This is a genomic window from Bacillus cereus group sp. MYBK195-1 (assembly GCF_051916605.1).
GTDB lineage: Bacteria > Bacillota > Bacilli > Bacillales > Bacillaceae_G > Bacillus_A > Bacillus_A cereus.
On record NZ_JBQAGZ010000001.1, the window covers coordinates 733,361 to 747,325 of the forward strand.

The window sequence follows — 13,965 nt, forward strand, 5'->3', positions numbered from 1 at the left end:
GGGATAAACAAATGAATCGTGAACTTATTACAAAATCAGCTTCATACTTAAAAGAGAAATTTCAAGAGACACCACAAGTAGGACTAATCCTTGGATCAGGACTAGGTGTATTAGCAGACGAAATTGAGAACGCAGTAACAGTACCTTACAGTGAAATCCCTGAGTTCCCAGTATCAACTGTAGAAGGCCATGCAGGTCAACTAGTATTCGGTACACTTCAAGGTGTAACAGTAGTAGCAATGCAAGGACGTTTCCACTTCTATGAAGGATACGACATGCAAAAAGTAACATTCCCAGTTCGTGTTATGAAAGAACTAGGTGTAGAAACAGTTGTTGTAACAAACGCAGCTGGTGGTGTAAATACATCATTTGAGCCAGGCGATCTTATGTTAATCTCAGACCACATTAACTTCATGGGTACGAATCCATTAATCGGACCAAATGATTCTGAAATGGGCGTACGTTTCCCTGATATGTCTACGTCATATACGGTAGAACTTCGCGAAATGGCGAAACAAGTTGCAGCAGACTTAAATATTAAAGTACAAGAAGGTGTATACGTAGGAATGACAGGTCCTGTATATGAAACACCTGCTGAAATTCGTATGCTTCGTACACTTGGCGGAGATGCAGTTGGTATGTCAACAGTACCTGAAGTAATTGTAGCGCGTCATGCTGGTATGAAAGTATTAGGTATTTCTTGTATTTCAAATATGGCAGCTGGTATTTTAGATCAGCCACTTCACCACGATGAAGTAATTGAAACGACAGAACGTGTTAAAGCGAACTTCTTAGCATTAGTAAAAGCAATCGTAAAACAAATGAAGGGGTGACCTCACAATGAGAATGGTGGACCTAATTGCAAAAAAACGTGACGGACATGCATTAACGACAGAAGAAATTAACTTTATTGTTGAAGGATATACAAATGGTGATATTCCTGATTATCAAGTAAGTTCACTTGCAATGGCAATTTTCTTCCAAGATATGAACGATCAAGAGCGTGCTGATTTAACGATGGCAATGGTAAATAGCGGTGATACAATCGACTTATCAGCTATTGAAGGTGTAAAAGTAGATAAGCATTCAACAGGTGGTGTTGGTGATACAACGACACTTGTATTAGGTCCATTAGTAGCTGCTTTAGATGTACCAGTAGCGAAAATGTCTGGACGCGGTTTAGGACATACTGGTGGTACAATTGATAAATTAGAAGCAGTCCCAGGATTCCATGTGGAAATTGAAAACGATGAATTCATGCGTCTTGTAAATGAAAACAAAATCGCAGTTATCGGCCAAAGTGGTAACTTAACACCTGCTGATAAAAAGTTATATGCACTTCGTGATGTAACAGCAACAGTAAACTCAATTCCGCTTATTGCAAGTTCGATTATGAGTAAAAAAATTGCTGCTGGTGCAGATGCAATTGTTCTTGATGTAAAAACTGGAGCAGGTGCATTTATGAAAACGGATGAAGATGCAAAACGTTTAGCAGAAGCAATGGTACGTATCGGTAATAACGTTGGTCGTAACACGATGGCAGTTATTTCGGATATGAGTCAACCACTTGGTGAAGCTATTGGTAACGCACTAGAAGTACAAGAAGCAATTGATACATTACAAGGTAAAGGGCCGAAAGATTTAGAAGAGTTATGTTTAACACTTGGAAGTCAAATGGTGTACCTTGCTGGACAAGCTTCATCTTTAGAAGATGCACGTGAAAAGCTAATTGAAGTAATGAACAACGGAAAAGCGCTAGAATCATTTAAAACGTTCTTATCAGCTCAAGGCGGCGACGCATCTGTTGTTGATGATCCTTCTAAATTGCCACAAGCACAATTTAAAATTGAAGTGGAAGCGAAAGAAGACGGATATGTATCAGAAATCGTTGCAGACGAAATCGGAACAGCAGCAATGCTTTTAGGAGCAGGACGTGCAACGAAAGAGTCTGAAATTGATTTAGCAGTTGGTCTAATGCTGCGCAAAAAAGTAGGCGATAGCGTGAAGCAAGGTGAATCCCTTGTTACAATTTACGCAAACCGCGAAAATGTTGAAGATGTAAAAGCGAAAATTTATGAGAACATGAAGATTTCTAAAGAACATGTAGATGCACCAACTTTAGTACACAGTATCGTAACGAAGTAATAAAAAAAGCTGAGGAGATTTCTCCTTGGCTTTTTTTACTATTTTTTGTTTATAATAATAATGGGTGAAATTATGATTAGAATTTGTGCAGTAACAAAAACAGATGAAGTATTATATGATGTTTCGCTAGAAGAAACAAAGAAAGACCATATTGTATGGTATTGGCTAGATTTATATAAGCCAACGAAAGAAGAGTATACATATATTCTGCAAGACCATTTTAAGTTCCATCCCCTTGCAATTGAAGACTGTATAGAATATGTACAGAGGCCAAAAGTTGATTTTTATGATGGATATAACTTTTTAGTTCTTCATGCATTTGGGGAAGATGGACTAGAACCGCACGAAATCGATTTATTTATTAGTGATCGTTATATTGTTTCTTTCCACTTTTCTCATAACAATGCAATCGAAAGAGTATGGAAAACACTTGGAGAAAAGAAGCGTATTAAAAATAGTCCTTTACACGTAGCTCATACAATTATCGACCAAATTGTAGATGACTATTTTGCGCCTGTATATTACATTGAGGATCATTTAAATGCAATTGATGATAATTTAACGGGGGAGACAGCAGGAAGTGTATTAGAAGAGGTATTTGATATACGTGCAGATTTATCAAAGCTAAGGCGTACAATTATTCCGATGCGTGATTTATTATATCGTATTTTAAATTCGACTCGTTTTTACGGTATAAGCGATCATGAAATTTACTTTAAAGATATACATGATCATTTGCTTAAACTAACAGAAATGATTGAGGCAAGCCGAGAGTTAACAGCAGATATTCGGGATAGTTATTTTTCATTAAACTCACATCATATGAATAACATTATGAAAACATTAACTGTATTCTCGACTATTTTCATGCCATTAACATTTATTGCGGGAGTATATGGAATGAACTTTACGCATATGCCAGAGCTTGGTGGACAATATAGTTATTTTATTTGTCTACTTATTATGGCACTAATTGGCGGCGGAATGATGGCCTGGTTTTATAAAAAAGGATGGTTTAAGTAAAAAAACACCGAGGATTTCCTCGGTGTTTTTTTAACCAATAGCATGTAATACAAACATAGCTAAGAATAAGCATGTAATGATATACATAGATGGTGCGACTTCTTTACGCTTTCCAAGAGCAACTTTTAAGATAGGGTAAGCAATAAATCCGAACGCAATGCCATCAGCGATACTATATGTGAGCGGGATCATAACGATAATTAAGAATGCTGGAAATCCTTCTGAAAAATCATTCAGAGGAATTTGTTGAATGCTTGTAATCATCAGACCGCCAATAATAATTAAGATGGGTGCAATGGCACTATCAGGAATTAATTTGACAAATGGAAGAGCAAACAGTGATGCAAAAAATAGCAACCCAGTAACGATAGACGTCAGACCTGTCTTACCACCTGCAGTAATACCTGCGGCACTTTCTACTGTTGAAACGGTAGGACTTGTGCCAAATAGACCACATGTCATTGCTGAAATTGCATTGGCTTGGTAAGCACGTGGGAATTTACGATCATCTTCTAATAAACCGTGCAGAAGTCCCATGTTCTCAAAAATAAGCACCATGCTTAAAGAGAATGTTGCAATCCAAAATGGTAAGGAAGAAAGTTTCCCAAATGACATAGCTCCAAACACATCACCGTAATTGGCGAATGAGAATGAACTACTTCCCACTTGACTCGTATCCACAAGACCAAATAGCCAGGCGATACCAGTTCCTATTGCAATCGTCCATAAAAAGTTTCCACGTACGTTACGAATAAATAATACAAGTGCAATGATAAGAGTAAGTAATGTCGCAAGAACGACAGGATTACTTAATTTCCCCATTGCCACAGCAGTATTTGGGTTCGAAACGACTAAACCACCTTTTTGCAATCCGATAAACGCTAAAAATAATCCGATGCCGACAGTAATCGCTTCCTTTAATGACTTTGGAATTGATACTGATAGCACGCGAGCGATTGGTGTAAAAGCGGCAATTGCAAAAATAATACCAGAGATAAAGACAGCAGCCAATGCTTCTTGCCAAGTTAGTCCAAGCGTATGCACAGCTGTGTACGTGAAGAATGCATTTACACCCATACCCGGGACAAGAATAGCAGGTGCATTTGCCCAAAATGCCATGAGTAGACATCCGACAAATGAACTAAAAACAGTTGCTAAAATTCCAGCTTCAAGAGGAATGCCAGCATCTGATAAGATTGACGCATTTACAATCATAATATATACGATTGTGAAAAATGACGTAACTCCAGCTAAAACTTCTTGTTTTGGTGATGTTTCGTGTAAACCTAATTTAAATGTTCTTTCAAGTATTCCTTTCATGTTAAACCTTCTTTTTCATATCCCTCTCCCACCCGTGATATCTCTTTTGTAAGAGCTCACCGTTCTTTATTATATCAGAACATCATGTTTTTACAACAAGTAAAATGATAACGTTTACTTGTAAAGAGAATTCGTTATAAATACGTAAAAATAGCCCGTATGGATGAAATGATTTCTAATTCACCCGATTGAATGGGCGGGGCTGCTTGCGCATGTAAAGTAGCATAAGACGTAACCTCCCGTGGTAATTGGGCAGATTCTTCAACGAATGAGAGGGGAACAGGATTAATATTTAAATTATATGTACTCGCAATAGCACGAGCTTTTTCTACTGCTTGGTGCAGAGCTTGAATGAGAGCTTGCTCATAATATTTATTTGGATGAGATACTCGGAAACGTAAACCTTTTGCTACATTTGCGCCATTTGAAACGGCTATATCATATACTTCCCCAGCTTTTTGTACATTTAAAACGGTAATTTCATACAAATGCTCCACACGGTATCCTTGTAGCAATGCTTTATCATTTACATATTCGTATTGAGGAGTAATCGTATAAGAAATCGTTTCTATATCTTTATCGGCAATACCAAGCTGTTTAAGTGCATCCAGCAATTGTTTGGATTGCACTGCATTTTCTTCTTGAGCCTGTTTTACATTTTTATCATCTGTTCGAATGCCAAGCGTTAATATAACAACATTCGGTTTTGCTTTGACAACGCCTTCGCCTTGTACAGTAATAGTAGCTTCTTTACCAGTATTAGCTGTGCGTACGTTGTGTAAATAAGGATTCATTCCACCCTGCATTTTCCATCACCATCCTTTTTATATGTATATGTGTGAACAAAAAAGAAATTTATATGAAAAAAGTTACATAAATGAGAATGTTGAGGAAAGAAAGCATGTACAACATAGGTATTTATAGATTATAATATGTGTAAATATGATAAAAAAGGGACGAGGCTATTGAACGAAAAAAGAGAAACACTGATTTTAGATTTATCTGCATCATTTCGAAAAATGATACGTTTATTACAAAATGATATTAATACACGTTTTGCAGAACATATGCCATATAATGAATTTTCTGTATTACGTGCGTTATTTTTAAAGAGTCCACAGATGGCTTCGCAAATTGCGAGTGAAGTAAACGTAACCTCCAGTCATATTACAGCTGTTACAGATCGTCTCGTACGAAAAGGATTAGTAGAAAGAAAACGTTCTAATTCAGATCGTCGAATCGTGTACTTAGAAATTACAGAGCACGGAAGAGAAGTAACTGAAAAACTTGAAGCTGTGCGTAAAGAATATTATAAAGAGAGATTTAAAGGTTGGAGCGACCAAGAAATAGAAATGGTCTTAGAACTATTTGGCCGCGTATTATAATAAATGAGGATAGGAAGCGAAAGCATTCCTATCCTTTTTCTTTTGAATAAAAATATTTTGAAACTCCGATACTTTAATTAAAAGATCGGAGGAAAGATTATGAAATATATTGCTGCACTTACCATTTTATTTAGTGGTTTTTTCTATTTTCAAACATTTACGTACGCAGATACGCCTATCCAAGTGGTACGAAAAGAAGTGAAGTACATTGAAACCGATAATACAGTCTTATATTCGAAATTATGGGTTCGTTCTATGCAAAACGCAGTATTATTCCACCATAGCGATAATATTCGTAATCAGGACACATTACGTAATGTAACAAGTTCATCGCTTGTTAAAGCGAAACAACTACCTTTTCAGAAAGCGGCCCTCTATATACCGAGATTATCGCAATACGTATCAAAAGCAGGAAAAGAAAACATTCAAGTATACTACATTGCGATTCACTATAATGTGAAAAAAGAAAATGCATATCAACTAGATGGCATGAACTATTTTCTACAAGTATTTGTGAAAGAGCGTGGGGAATGGAAAATTGCTGAAAGTGTAGTTGCACCGACAGAGCAAATTGTGCAAAATGGTGATGGATTTGGGATGAAAGAAGAGATGGTGTATGGGGATAGGAGAGAGAATGTGAAATAACCTCTTTATTTAGATAGGGACATATATAATAAAAAGCATTGCTCTTGTGCAATGCCTTTTTATTTAGTTCATATAAGAGTTAAATAATTCATAACATCTTTCTTTTGTCAGCTTCTATTAATGCCATTGTTCCGTGTTTATAGTTTCACATCTATAATGCTTTTGGAAACATGTATCCACCATCTTAATGCATATTTATTTCCCTACAAAAGCAAACTTCAATTTTAATAGACGTGTAAAAATGAAGTAACTTATGGTAGCGAATAGGAAAAATCCAACATAATAAGACAGAAGTGCATCTCGTCCGCCTAATATTCTACCACCAAGTAGTCCGAAGCATAGAACAGTGCAAATTATGAACCATTTTTGCAAGTTAGGAAACAATAGTATTTTTCCACTTTGTTCGTTCGGTGTACGTGTGTATAGAAAGGTTGCTATTGATAAAAAGGTAATGATGTAAGCAAATGGTGTTAATAGTGTCCAAGGAGAAGGTACAGAAATACGCTCCGTAGGATTGTCCTGTGATACACTGGGAAGTTTATTGCCATAGTCATCAAATGTTTCTATCGGGTGGTAATCATAAGTAATAGAAAAATATTCTAATGGTGAAATGATACCTATATGTTGTAAGTACTCATGAGTATGGTGCTCTATTTCTCCCATTGCATCTACAGACCATTGTGTGTGTGAATAAATGAATCCGGAAATTAACAATCCAAAACCGTATGGTAAAAATAATAGAATGATAGTTAAAATACTTTGAGAAAATATATGTCCAGTAAGAGTCCCGATAAATAAGGCGAATGTATAAATAGCGATAAGTACAACGGTAGCATATAGAAAGTAACTATAGAACGGAGCAAAGGTTTGATACTCATTGTGAAACGACATGTTCTTTATTCCGTACATGCTAATCCAGCAAACAATTTGTACTGTAATAATATTCAAAACACCAAGCCACCATTTTGTTAAAAAAATATCCTTTCGTTTAAAAGGCATCGAGAATAGAAAATCAGTTGATTGATTATTACGTTCCCATCCAATTAAAAGACAAGCGAGTGCAATTAGAGTAGCTCCTTGAAAGAAGACGGCACCATCAGATGTCTGAAAATAGTAGGAGTAGTAATATGCATAGTCACCAAACTTCATTTTTGATAGTTTTAGTTGCATTTGCGCTTCTTGATAATATTTATAAGGTAGTTGATATAAACTAGTTAACCAAAATAATAGAATTATATATTTTCCTTGCTTCCATTGCCTCATCCATAAAGCTTTATGAAACATGTGAATCCTCCTCAAATGTAGTGATAAAAATATCTTCAAGTGACATTGTTAATTCTTCAATGAGCAGTGGCTGTTCTTTATGAAACTTTTCTAATGTAGCTGCCACATTTCCTTCAATTAAGATTGTATATACTTTTCCTGTTTGATTTAATATTTTAATATTGCTTAAGTTTTCTAGCTTTTGAGGTAATGAACGTTCGTAAGCTACTTGTATTTTTGCAAATCGTGATTTTGCATCGTCTAGTGATGTAATAGACGAGATAGTATGGCCTTTTAATATAATAATTGTATCTGCAATTTGTTCTACTTCATCTAAATGATGAGTGGAGATGAAAATGGTAATCTCTTTTTCTGCAACTTCTCCAACGAGAAACTGTAAAATTTTCCTTTTCACGATAGGATCAAGTCCATTTGTCGGTTCATCTAAAATGACATATTCTGCCTTTGTAGAAACGGCTAAAATGATGGCGAGCAGTGCTTTCATGCCTTTTGAATAGCTACGAATTCGTTTGTTTGGTAAGTTAAAACGTTCTAACAGTTCATAGAAATGTGTTTCATCAAATGCGGTATAAACTTCTTTATAAAACTTTACGATTTCTTTTATCGTATAGCCGTTCAGTATATTAGTAGAATCAGGAACATATACGATTTTTTGTTTCGTTTCAGGATTTTTATGGATGTCGATATCCTCATATGTAACAGTTCCCTCGTCTGGGTCCAAAATGCCGACCATCGTTCGCAATAAAGTTGTTTTCCCCGCACCGTTTCTTCCGAGTAATCCGATGATACTCCCTCTTTGCAATGTGAAAGAAACATCGTCTAAAATTGTTTGATTATCAATTGTTTTCTTCAAGTTTGTCACTTTCAACATCTGTATTCCCTCCAATCTCTTTATAGTATGAATCTATCCAATCATGAATTTTATCTTTCGTAATACCAAGATAAGAGGCTTCTAATAGTAATTGATGAAATTGCTTTTCAACCATAGCGATTTTCCTTTCGTCTAATGTTGGGGTAATCGATTGGGATACAAATGTTCCTTTTCCTCGTAACGTTTCAATAATTCCTTGTCGCTCTAACTCTTGATACGCTTTACTCACTGTATTTGGATTTATAACGAGTAAAGAAGCGAGTTCGCGTACAGAAGGAAGTTTATCACTTGGAGCCAATATGTTTTTCAATACGAGTTCTTTTATATTTTGAACAATTTGTTCCCATATCGGAGTGTTGCTTCTTGGATCAAGTTGAATATGCAAGAGCAATGTCTCCTTCCTCATATGTATTAAGTGTACTACTTCGTGTAATACACTTAATACAATATAGGGGATGAATGTGTTTGTCAACTGAAAATGTTAGAAAAATTTGGTATTAAAAAAGGATAAATTGGAAAAAATAGGTCTGATATAGAATGGAGGGTTAGTCATGAAGCGAGTTTTTGGAATACTTGTTTGTTTCATGTTATTGCTTTCTGGAACTTCAGTGAGTTTCGCACAATCTGAGAAAACGAAGCAGGAGAAAACAGAAGAAACAACGCCGAAGTTAGCGGAACAAGCGTCGTCAGCAATCGTAATTGAGCAAGATACAGGTAAAGTTTTATTTGATAAAAACCCAAATGAAAAATTACCACCTGCTAGTATGACAAAGATTATGACAATGCTTTTAATTATGGAACAAGTTGAAAAAGGAAAACTAAAACTGACCGATAAAGTTAGAGCGAGCGAACATGCAGCTTCAATGGGTGGATCGCAAATCTTTTTAGAACCTGGGGAAGAGATGACTGTAAATGAGATGTTAAAGGGTATTGCAATTGCATCTGGAAATGACGCATCTGTTGCAGTAGCCGAGCATATCGCAGGTTCAGAAGAAGGATTTGTAAATATGATGAACAAAAAGGCGAAAGATCTAGGGCTGAAAAATACACATTTTCAAAACCCAACAGGTCTTCCGGCCAAAGACCATTATTCGACAGCAAATGATATGGCTATAATGGCGAGAGAATTGATGAAGTATCCACTTATTCGTAAATACACAGGTAAGTACGAAGATTATTTACGTGAAGATACGGATAAAAAGTTTTGGCTCGTTAATACGAATAAGCTAGTACGTTTTTATCCTGGCGTAGATGGAGTAAAAACAGGTTTTACGACAGAAGCGAAATATTGTTTAACAGCATCGGCTGAAAAAAATGGCATGCGTATCATTTCAGTTGTCATGGGAGCACCAACATCAAAAGAACGGAACAACCAAGTGACGAAGCTTCTTGACTATGCATTTGGACAATATATGACAAAGAAATTGTATACGCGCGGCGAAAAAATTAAGACAGTTCAAGTAGGGAAAGGGAAAAAAGAAAAAGTAGATTTAGTTGCATCAGATAATGTTTCTCTTCTTATGAAGAAGGGCGAGAATATGGACAAGGTAAAACAAGAAGTAATTGCTGAAAAGAAAGTAAAAGCACCGATTAAAAAGGGTGACGCGCTTGGTACACTTGTTATTAAAAAAGATAAGGATGTTTTATTAAAACAAACAATTGTAGCAAAAGAAGATGTTGCTGCAGCGAGCTGGTGGGAGTTATTTAAAAGAAGCTTTGGGATGTTTTCAACATCAAAATAGCGGCAAATATTTTGCCGCTTTTCTATTCGTATGTAAGTGAATAATGCTGAAAGGTTTCACTTTATGACGAAATAGTTCTTCTTTTGTCAGCAGGAAGGATTCTTATTTTGTATCACGAAAATCTTTATGTATGTGAATAAGTAAAGTTTGAGCATAAGGAGGAAATCGTGTGAGTCTTTCCATGCAATTAGAAGTAAAACGTGACGTCCTATGTGTGAGACTAGAGGGTGAATTAGATCATCATACGGCTGAAGAGTTGCGAACGAAAGTAACAGATATGATTGAGACACATGGTGTTCATCATATTGTTTTGAGCCTAGAGAACTTATCTTTTATGGATAGTTCTGGTCTAGGTGTTATATTAGGCCGATATAAACACGTAAAGGGATTAGGTGGAGAAATGGTTGTTTGTGCAATTTCACCGCCTGTTAAGCGTTTATTTGAAATGTCGGGCTTATTCAAAATTGTTCGCTTAGAAGAAAGTGAAGCGCACGCGCTCGCGACGTTGGGGGTGGCATAGATGAGAAATGAAATGAACCTTCAATTTTCAGCATTAAGTCAAAATGAATCGTTCGCTCGCGTTACTGTGGCGGCTTTCATTGCACAACTAGATCCAACGATGGAAGAATTAACGGAGATTAAAACAGTTGTGTCAGAAGCGGTTACAAATGCAATTATTCATGGATACGAAGGAAATGCAGAAGGTATTGTTTATATTTCTGTAATTTTGGAAGAAGCAATGGTGAAACTCACGATTCGAGATGAAGGGATTGGAATCTTTAACTTAGATGAAGCGAGACAACCCCTTTTTACAACTAAACCTGAATTAGAGCGTTCCGGAATGGGATTTACTATCATGGAAAATTTTATGGATGAAGTAGAAGTTATTTCAAACGAATCTTTCGGGACAACAATCCATTTGACAAAATACTTATCAAATAGTAACGCTCTATGCAATTAAGGAGAATAGCCTATGGACATAGAGGTCAAAAATGAGAAGAAGAAACCTCAGTTAAAGGACCACGAGCTAAAAGCGTTAATTCAAAAAAGTCAAGATGGAGATCAACAAGCGAGAGATACAATCGTTCAAAGTAATATGCGCCTCGTTTGGTCGGTTGTACAGCGGTTTCTTAATCGAGGATACGAACCAGACGACCTATTTCAAATTGGATGTATTGGGCTCTTGAAATCGGTAGATAAATTTGATTTATCTTTCGACGTGAAATTTTCAACATATGCAGTTCCAATGATTATTGGCGAAATACAACGTTTCTTACGTGATGATGGATCAGTGAAAGTTAGTAGGTCTTTAAAAGAAACAGGAAACAAAATTCGAAAGATGAGAGATGAGCTTTCGAAAGAATTCGGAAGGGCTCCAACGATTAATGAAGTGGCAGAGGCACTAGAACTAACGCCAGAGGAAGTTGTTCTAGCACAAGAAGCGAGCCGGGCCCCTTCATCTATACATGAAACTGTATATGAAAACGATGGAGATCCAATCACTATTTTAGATCAAATTGCAGATCAATCTGAAACAAAATGGTTCGATAAAATTGCTTTAAAAGAAGCGATTAGAGAACTAGATGAACGAGAGCGCTTAATTGTATACTTGCGTTACTATAAAGATCAAACACAGTCAGAAGTAGCAGAGCGCATAGGCATTTCGCAAGTACAAGTTTCAAGACTTGAAAAGAAAATATTAAAACAGATGAAAGATCGAATAGACGAATAATTGTCTATTCGATTTTTTTATGCCGTTAATAGGAGAGAGATGTTAATTTTCGCAAAAATTAACAGAATTTATTGATAATTTAGTTAATTTGAAATATAATCCAAGTATGAGCTTGTCATAAAGGGGGAAGGAAACATGGAAACGAGGCAACAATGGGGAACGAGAGCTGGATTTATTTTCGCAGCGGTCGGATCTGCCGTTGGATTAGGAAACATATGGCGTTTTCCTTATACAGCGTATGAAAATGGAGGAGGAGCATTCTTTTTACCGTACTTATTTGCATTATTAACGACTGGTATTTCATTGTTAGCGTTTGAATTTGCCCTTGGTCATCGTCATCGTGGTTCAGCACCACTTACATTTTTCCGTATTAGCCCGCGTGCCGAATTTATTGGATGGTGGCAAATGTGCGTAACATTTATCGTTTCAACATATTATGCAGTGATTATTGCTTGGTCTATATCGTATACATACTTTGCAATTACTGGAGCATGGGGAAAAGACACGCAATCATTTTTATTTAAAGAGTACTTACATGTTGCAGATAAGCCAGGACAATTTGGAGGACTTGTACCGGAAGTATTAATTCCGTTAGCTCTCGTTTGGATTATTGTGCTTGGCGTTGCATTTAAAGGAGTTAAAAAAGGAATCGAAGTTGTTAACCGTATATTTATTCCTTTATTAGTTGTTATGTTCCTTATTATCGTCGTTCGTGCAGTGACGATGGAAGGTGCTATGCAAGGACTAGATGCATTCTTTAAACCAGATTGGAGTCGTATTTTTGATGGGAAAGTATGGCTTGCTGCTTATGGTCAAATATTCTTTAGTTTATCTTTAGCATTTGGAATTATGATTACGTATTCTAGTTATTTACCGAAAAACTCGGATACAACAAATAATGCCTTTATTACTGGATTTGCAAACTCAGGATTTGAATTATTAGCAGGTATTGGGGTCTTTGCAGCTCTTGGATTTATGGCAAATAATATGGGAGTACCGGTTGATAAAGTAGCAAGTGCTGGCGTTGGGCTTGCGTTCGTAGTATTTCCGCAAATTATTAATGAATTGCCGATGTCACCGTTGTTTGGTGTATTATTTTTCTTATCGTTAACGGTTGCTGGAATCACATCACTTATTTCACTCGCGGAAGTATGTTTTGCCGCTGTATCTGAAAAATTCAGTTTAAGTCGGGAAAAAACCATTGGAATTATGGGAACCCTTCTCGTGTTAGTTTCTCTTGTATTTGCAACACGTGGTGGGCTTATGTTCTTAGATGTTGTCGACTATTTCGCTAATAATTTCGGATTAATTACAATTGCACTTGCGGAAGTAGTGACGATAGGGCTCATTTTACGTCGTTTACCAGTTTATCAAAATCATGCAAACTTTGTATCTGATATTAAATTAGGAACGTTTTGGAGAGTGAGTTTACTCGTTATTACTCCGCTTATGTTAGGGTATATGCTAATTGATGGTACAATCCAAAATATTAAAAAGAATTATGGAGATTATCCGACTGAGTTTGTTGTAACGTATGGTTGGTCGATAGCAGCAGCATTCCTCATAGTTGCAATAATCATTGGCCTGAAAAAATGGGATGCACAAATTCATTCGGATTCTGCCAAGCTTGAAAAAGAATGGAAAGATCGAGGTGTTTCATAATGAGTGGATCAGCGATTATGATGATGGTTATTGGAATAGTAGTCATTTGGGGAGGGCTTGCATTAAGTATTGCAAACTTATTTAAGAAAAAGGCATAAGTAAAAAACATCTGTACCGAAATGGTGCAGATGTTTTTTTATGAAAAAATTGTATTAG

At 36.3% G+C, this 13,965-nt stretch carries 16 protein-coding genes; 11 read left to right on the forward strand and 5 right to left on the reverse strand.

Annotated elements, in window-relative coordinates; all coding sequences use genetic code 11:
• The first annotated feature begins 11 nt into the window (after positions 1–11).
• Genes ACTFRY_RS04030 through corA form a run of 3 tightly spaced genes read left to right on the forward strand, consistent with a single transcriptional unit; the run spans position 12 to position 3,168 of the window.
• Positions 12–833: a purine-nucleoside phosphorylase gene (locus tag ACTFRY_RS04030; protein ID WP_001078446.1), complete on the forward strand. Its 822-nt coding sequence runs from the start codon at positions 12–14 to the stop codon at positions 831–833.
• Positions 834–840: 7 nt separating this feature from the next.
• Complete coding sequence (locus tag ACTFRY_RS04035; protein WP_001243071.1) at positions 841–2,145, forward strand: pyrimidine-nucleoside phosphorylase; 1,305 nt, start codon at positions 841–843, stop codon at positions 2,143–2,145.
• Between the two features lie 60 nt (positions 2,146–2,205).
• Positions 2,206–3,168: a magnesium/cobalt transporter CorA gene (gene corA, locus ACTFRY_RS04040; protein WP_002000765.1), complete on the forward strand. Its 963-nt coding sequence runs from the start codon at positions 2,206–2,208 to the stop codon at positions 3,166–3,168.
• 30 nt (positions 3,169–3,198) lie between these two features.
• Here the strand turns inward: corA and ACTFRY_RS04045 are convergent, their stop codons facing one another.
• Entirely contained in the window at positions 3,199–4,488 is a 1,290-nt protein-coding gene (locus ACTFRY_RS04045) for an NCS2 family permease (RefSeq protein WP_000676242.1), read from the reverse strand.
• Between the two features lie 134 nt (positions 4,489–4,622).
• Positions 4,623–5,294 (reverse strand): SIMPL domain-containing protein, encoded by a 672-nt coding sequence (locus tag ACTFRY_RS04050; protein ID WP_001161448.1) that lies wholly within the window; start codon positions 5,292–5,294, stop codon positions 4,623–4,625.
• A 159-nt stretch (positions 5,295–5,453) separates the two neighbouring features.
• On the opposite strand from ACTFRY_RS04050, the gene ACTFRY_RS04055 reads away from it, so the two are divergent.
• Entirely contained in the window at positions 5,454–5,873 is a 420-nt protein-coding gene (locus tag ACTFRY_RS04055) for a MarR family winged helix-turn-helix transcriptional regulator (RefSeq protein WP_001003305.1), read from the forward strand.
• Positions 5,874–5,972: 99 nt separating this feature from the next.
• Entirely contained in the window at positions 5,973–6,518 is a 546-nt protein-coding gene (locus ACTFRY_RS04060; protein WP_086391629.1) for a hypothetical protein, read from the forward strand.
• A gap of 195 nt (positions 6,519–6,713) precedes the next feature.
• Here the strand turns inward: ACTFRY_RS04060 and ACTFRY_RS04065 are convergent, their stop codons facing one another.
• From ACTFRY_RS04065 to ACTFRY_RS04075, 3 genes are read right to left on the reverse strand one after another with little or no spacing between them, the layout of a single operon-like run.
• Positions 6,714–7,802 (reverse strand): ABC-2 transporter permease, encoded by a 1,089-nt coding sequence (locus ACTFRY_RS04065; RefSeq protein ID WP_016118584.1) that lies wholly within the window; start codon positions 7,800–7,802, stop codon positions 6,714–6,716.
• Complete coding sequence (locus ACTFRY_RS04070) at positions 7,792–8,673, reverse strand: ABC transporter ATP-binding protein (protein ID WP_016118583.1); 882 nt, start codon at positions 8,671–8,673, stop codon at positions 7,792–7,794. The genes ACTFRY_RS04065 and ACTFRY_RS04070 overlap by 11 nt, the downstream gene beginning before the upstream one ends.
• Positions 8,639–9,058: a GntR family transcriptional regulator gene (locus tag ACTFRY_RS04075; protein WP_000548022.1), complete on the reverse strand. Its 420-nt coding sequence runs from the start codon at positions 9,056–9,058 to the stop codon at positions 8,639–8,641. Before ACTFRY_RS04075 ends, ACTFRY_RS04070 begins: the two co-directional genes overlap by 35 nt.
• A gap of 166 nt (positions 9,059–9,224) precedes the next feature.
• Here ACTFRY_RS04075 and dacF point away from each other — a divergent pair, with 166 nt between their 5' ends.
• From dacF to ACTFRY_RS04105, 6 genes are all read left to right on the forward strand, one after another.
• Positions 9,225–10,415: a serine-type D-Ala-D-Ala carboxypeptidase DacF gene (gene dacF, locus ACTFRY_RS04080; protein WP_000831995.1), complete on the forward strand. Its 1,191-nt coding sequence runs from the start codon at positions 9,225–9,227 to the stop codon at positions 10,413–10,415.
• Between the two features lie 169 nt (positions 10,416–10,584).
• Positions 10,585–10,935 (forward strand): anti-sigma F factor antagonist, encoded by a 351-nt coding sequence (gene spoIIAA / locus ACTFRY_RS04085; protein WP_000059135.1) that lies wholly within the window; start codon positions 10,585–10,587, stop codon positions 10,933–10,935.
• Entirely contained in the window at positions 10,936–11,376 is a 441-nt protein-coding gene (gene spoIIAB / locus ACTFRY_RS04090) for an anti-sigma F factor (RefSeq protein WP_001243398.1), read from the forward strand.
• Positions 11,377–11,388: 12 nt separating this feature from the next.
• Positions 11,389–12,147: an RNA polymerase sporulation sigma factor SigF gene (gene sigF / locus ACTFRY_RS04095; RefSeq protein WP_000350729.1), complete on the forward strand. Its 759-nt coding sequence runs from the start codon at positions 11,389–11,391 to the stop codon at positions 12,145–12,147.
• 135 nt (positions 12,148–12,282) lie between these two features.
• Entirely contained in the window at positions 12,283–13,809 is a 1,527-nt protein-coding gene (locus tag ACTFRY_RS04100) for a sodium-dependent transporter (RefSeq protein ID WP_000450088.1), read from the forward strand.
• On the forward strand, positions 13,809–13,907 hold the full coding sequence (locus ACTFRY_RS04105; protein ID WP_000016826.1) for a methionine/alanine import family NSS transporter small subunit: 99 nt from the start codon (positions 13,809–13,811) through the stop codon (positions 13,905–13,907). The genes ACTFRY_RS04100 and ACTFRY_RS04105 overlap by 1 nt, the downstream gene beginning before the upstream one ends.
• Positions 13,908–13,965 lie beyond the last annotated feature (58 nt).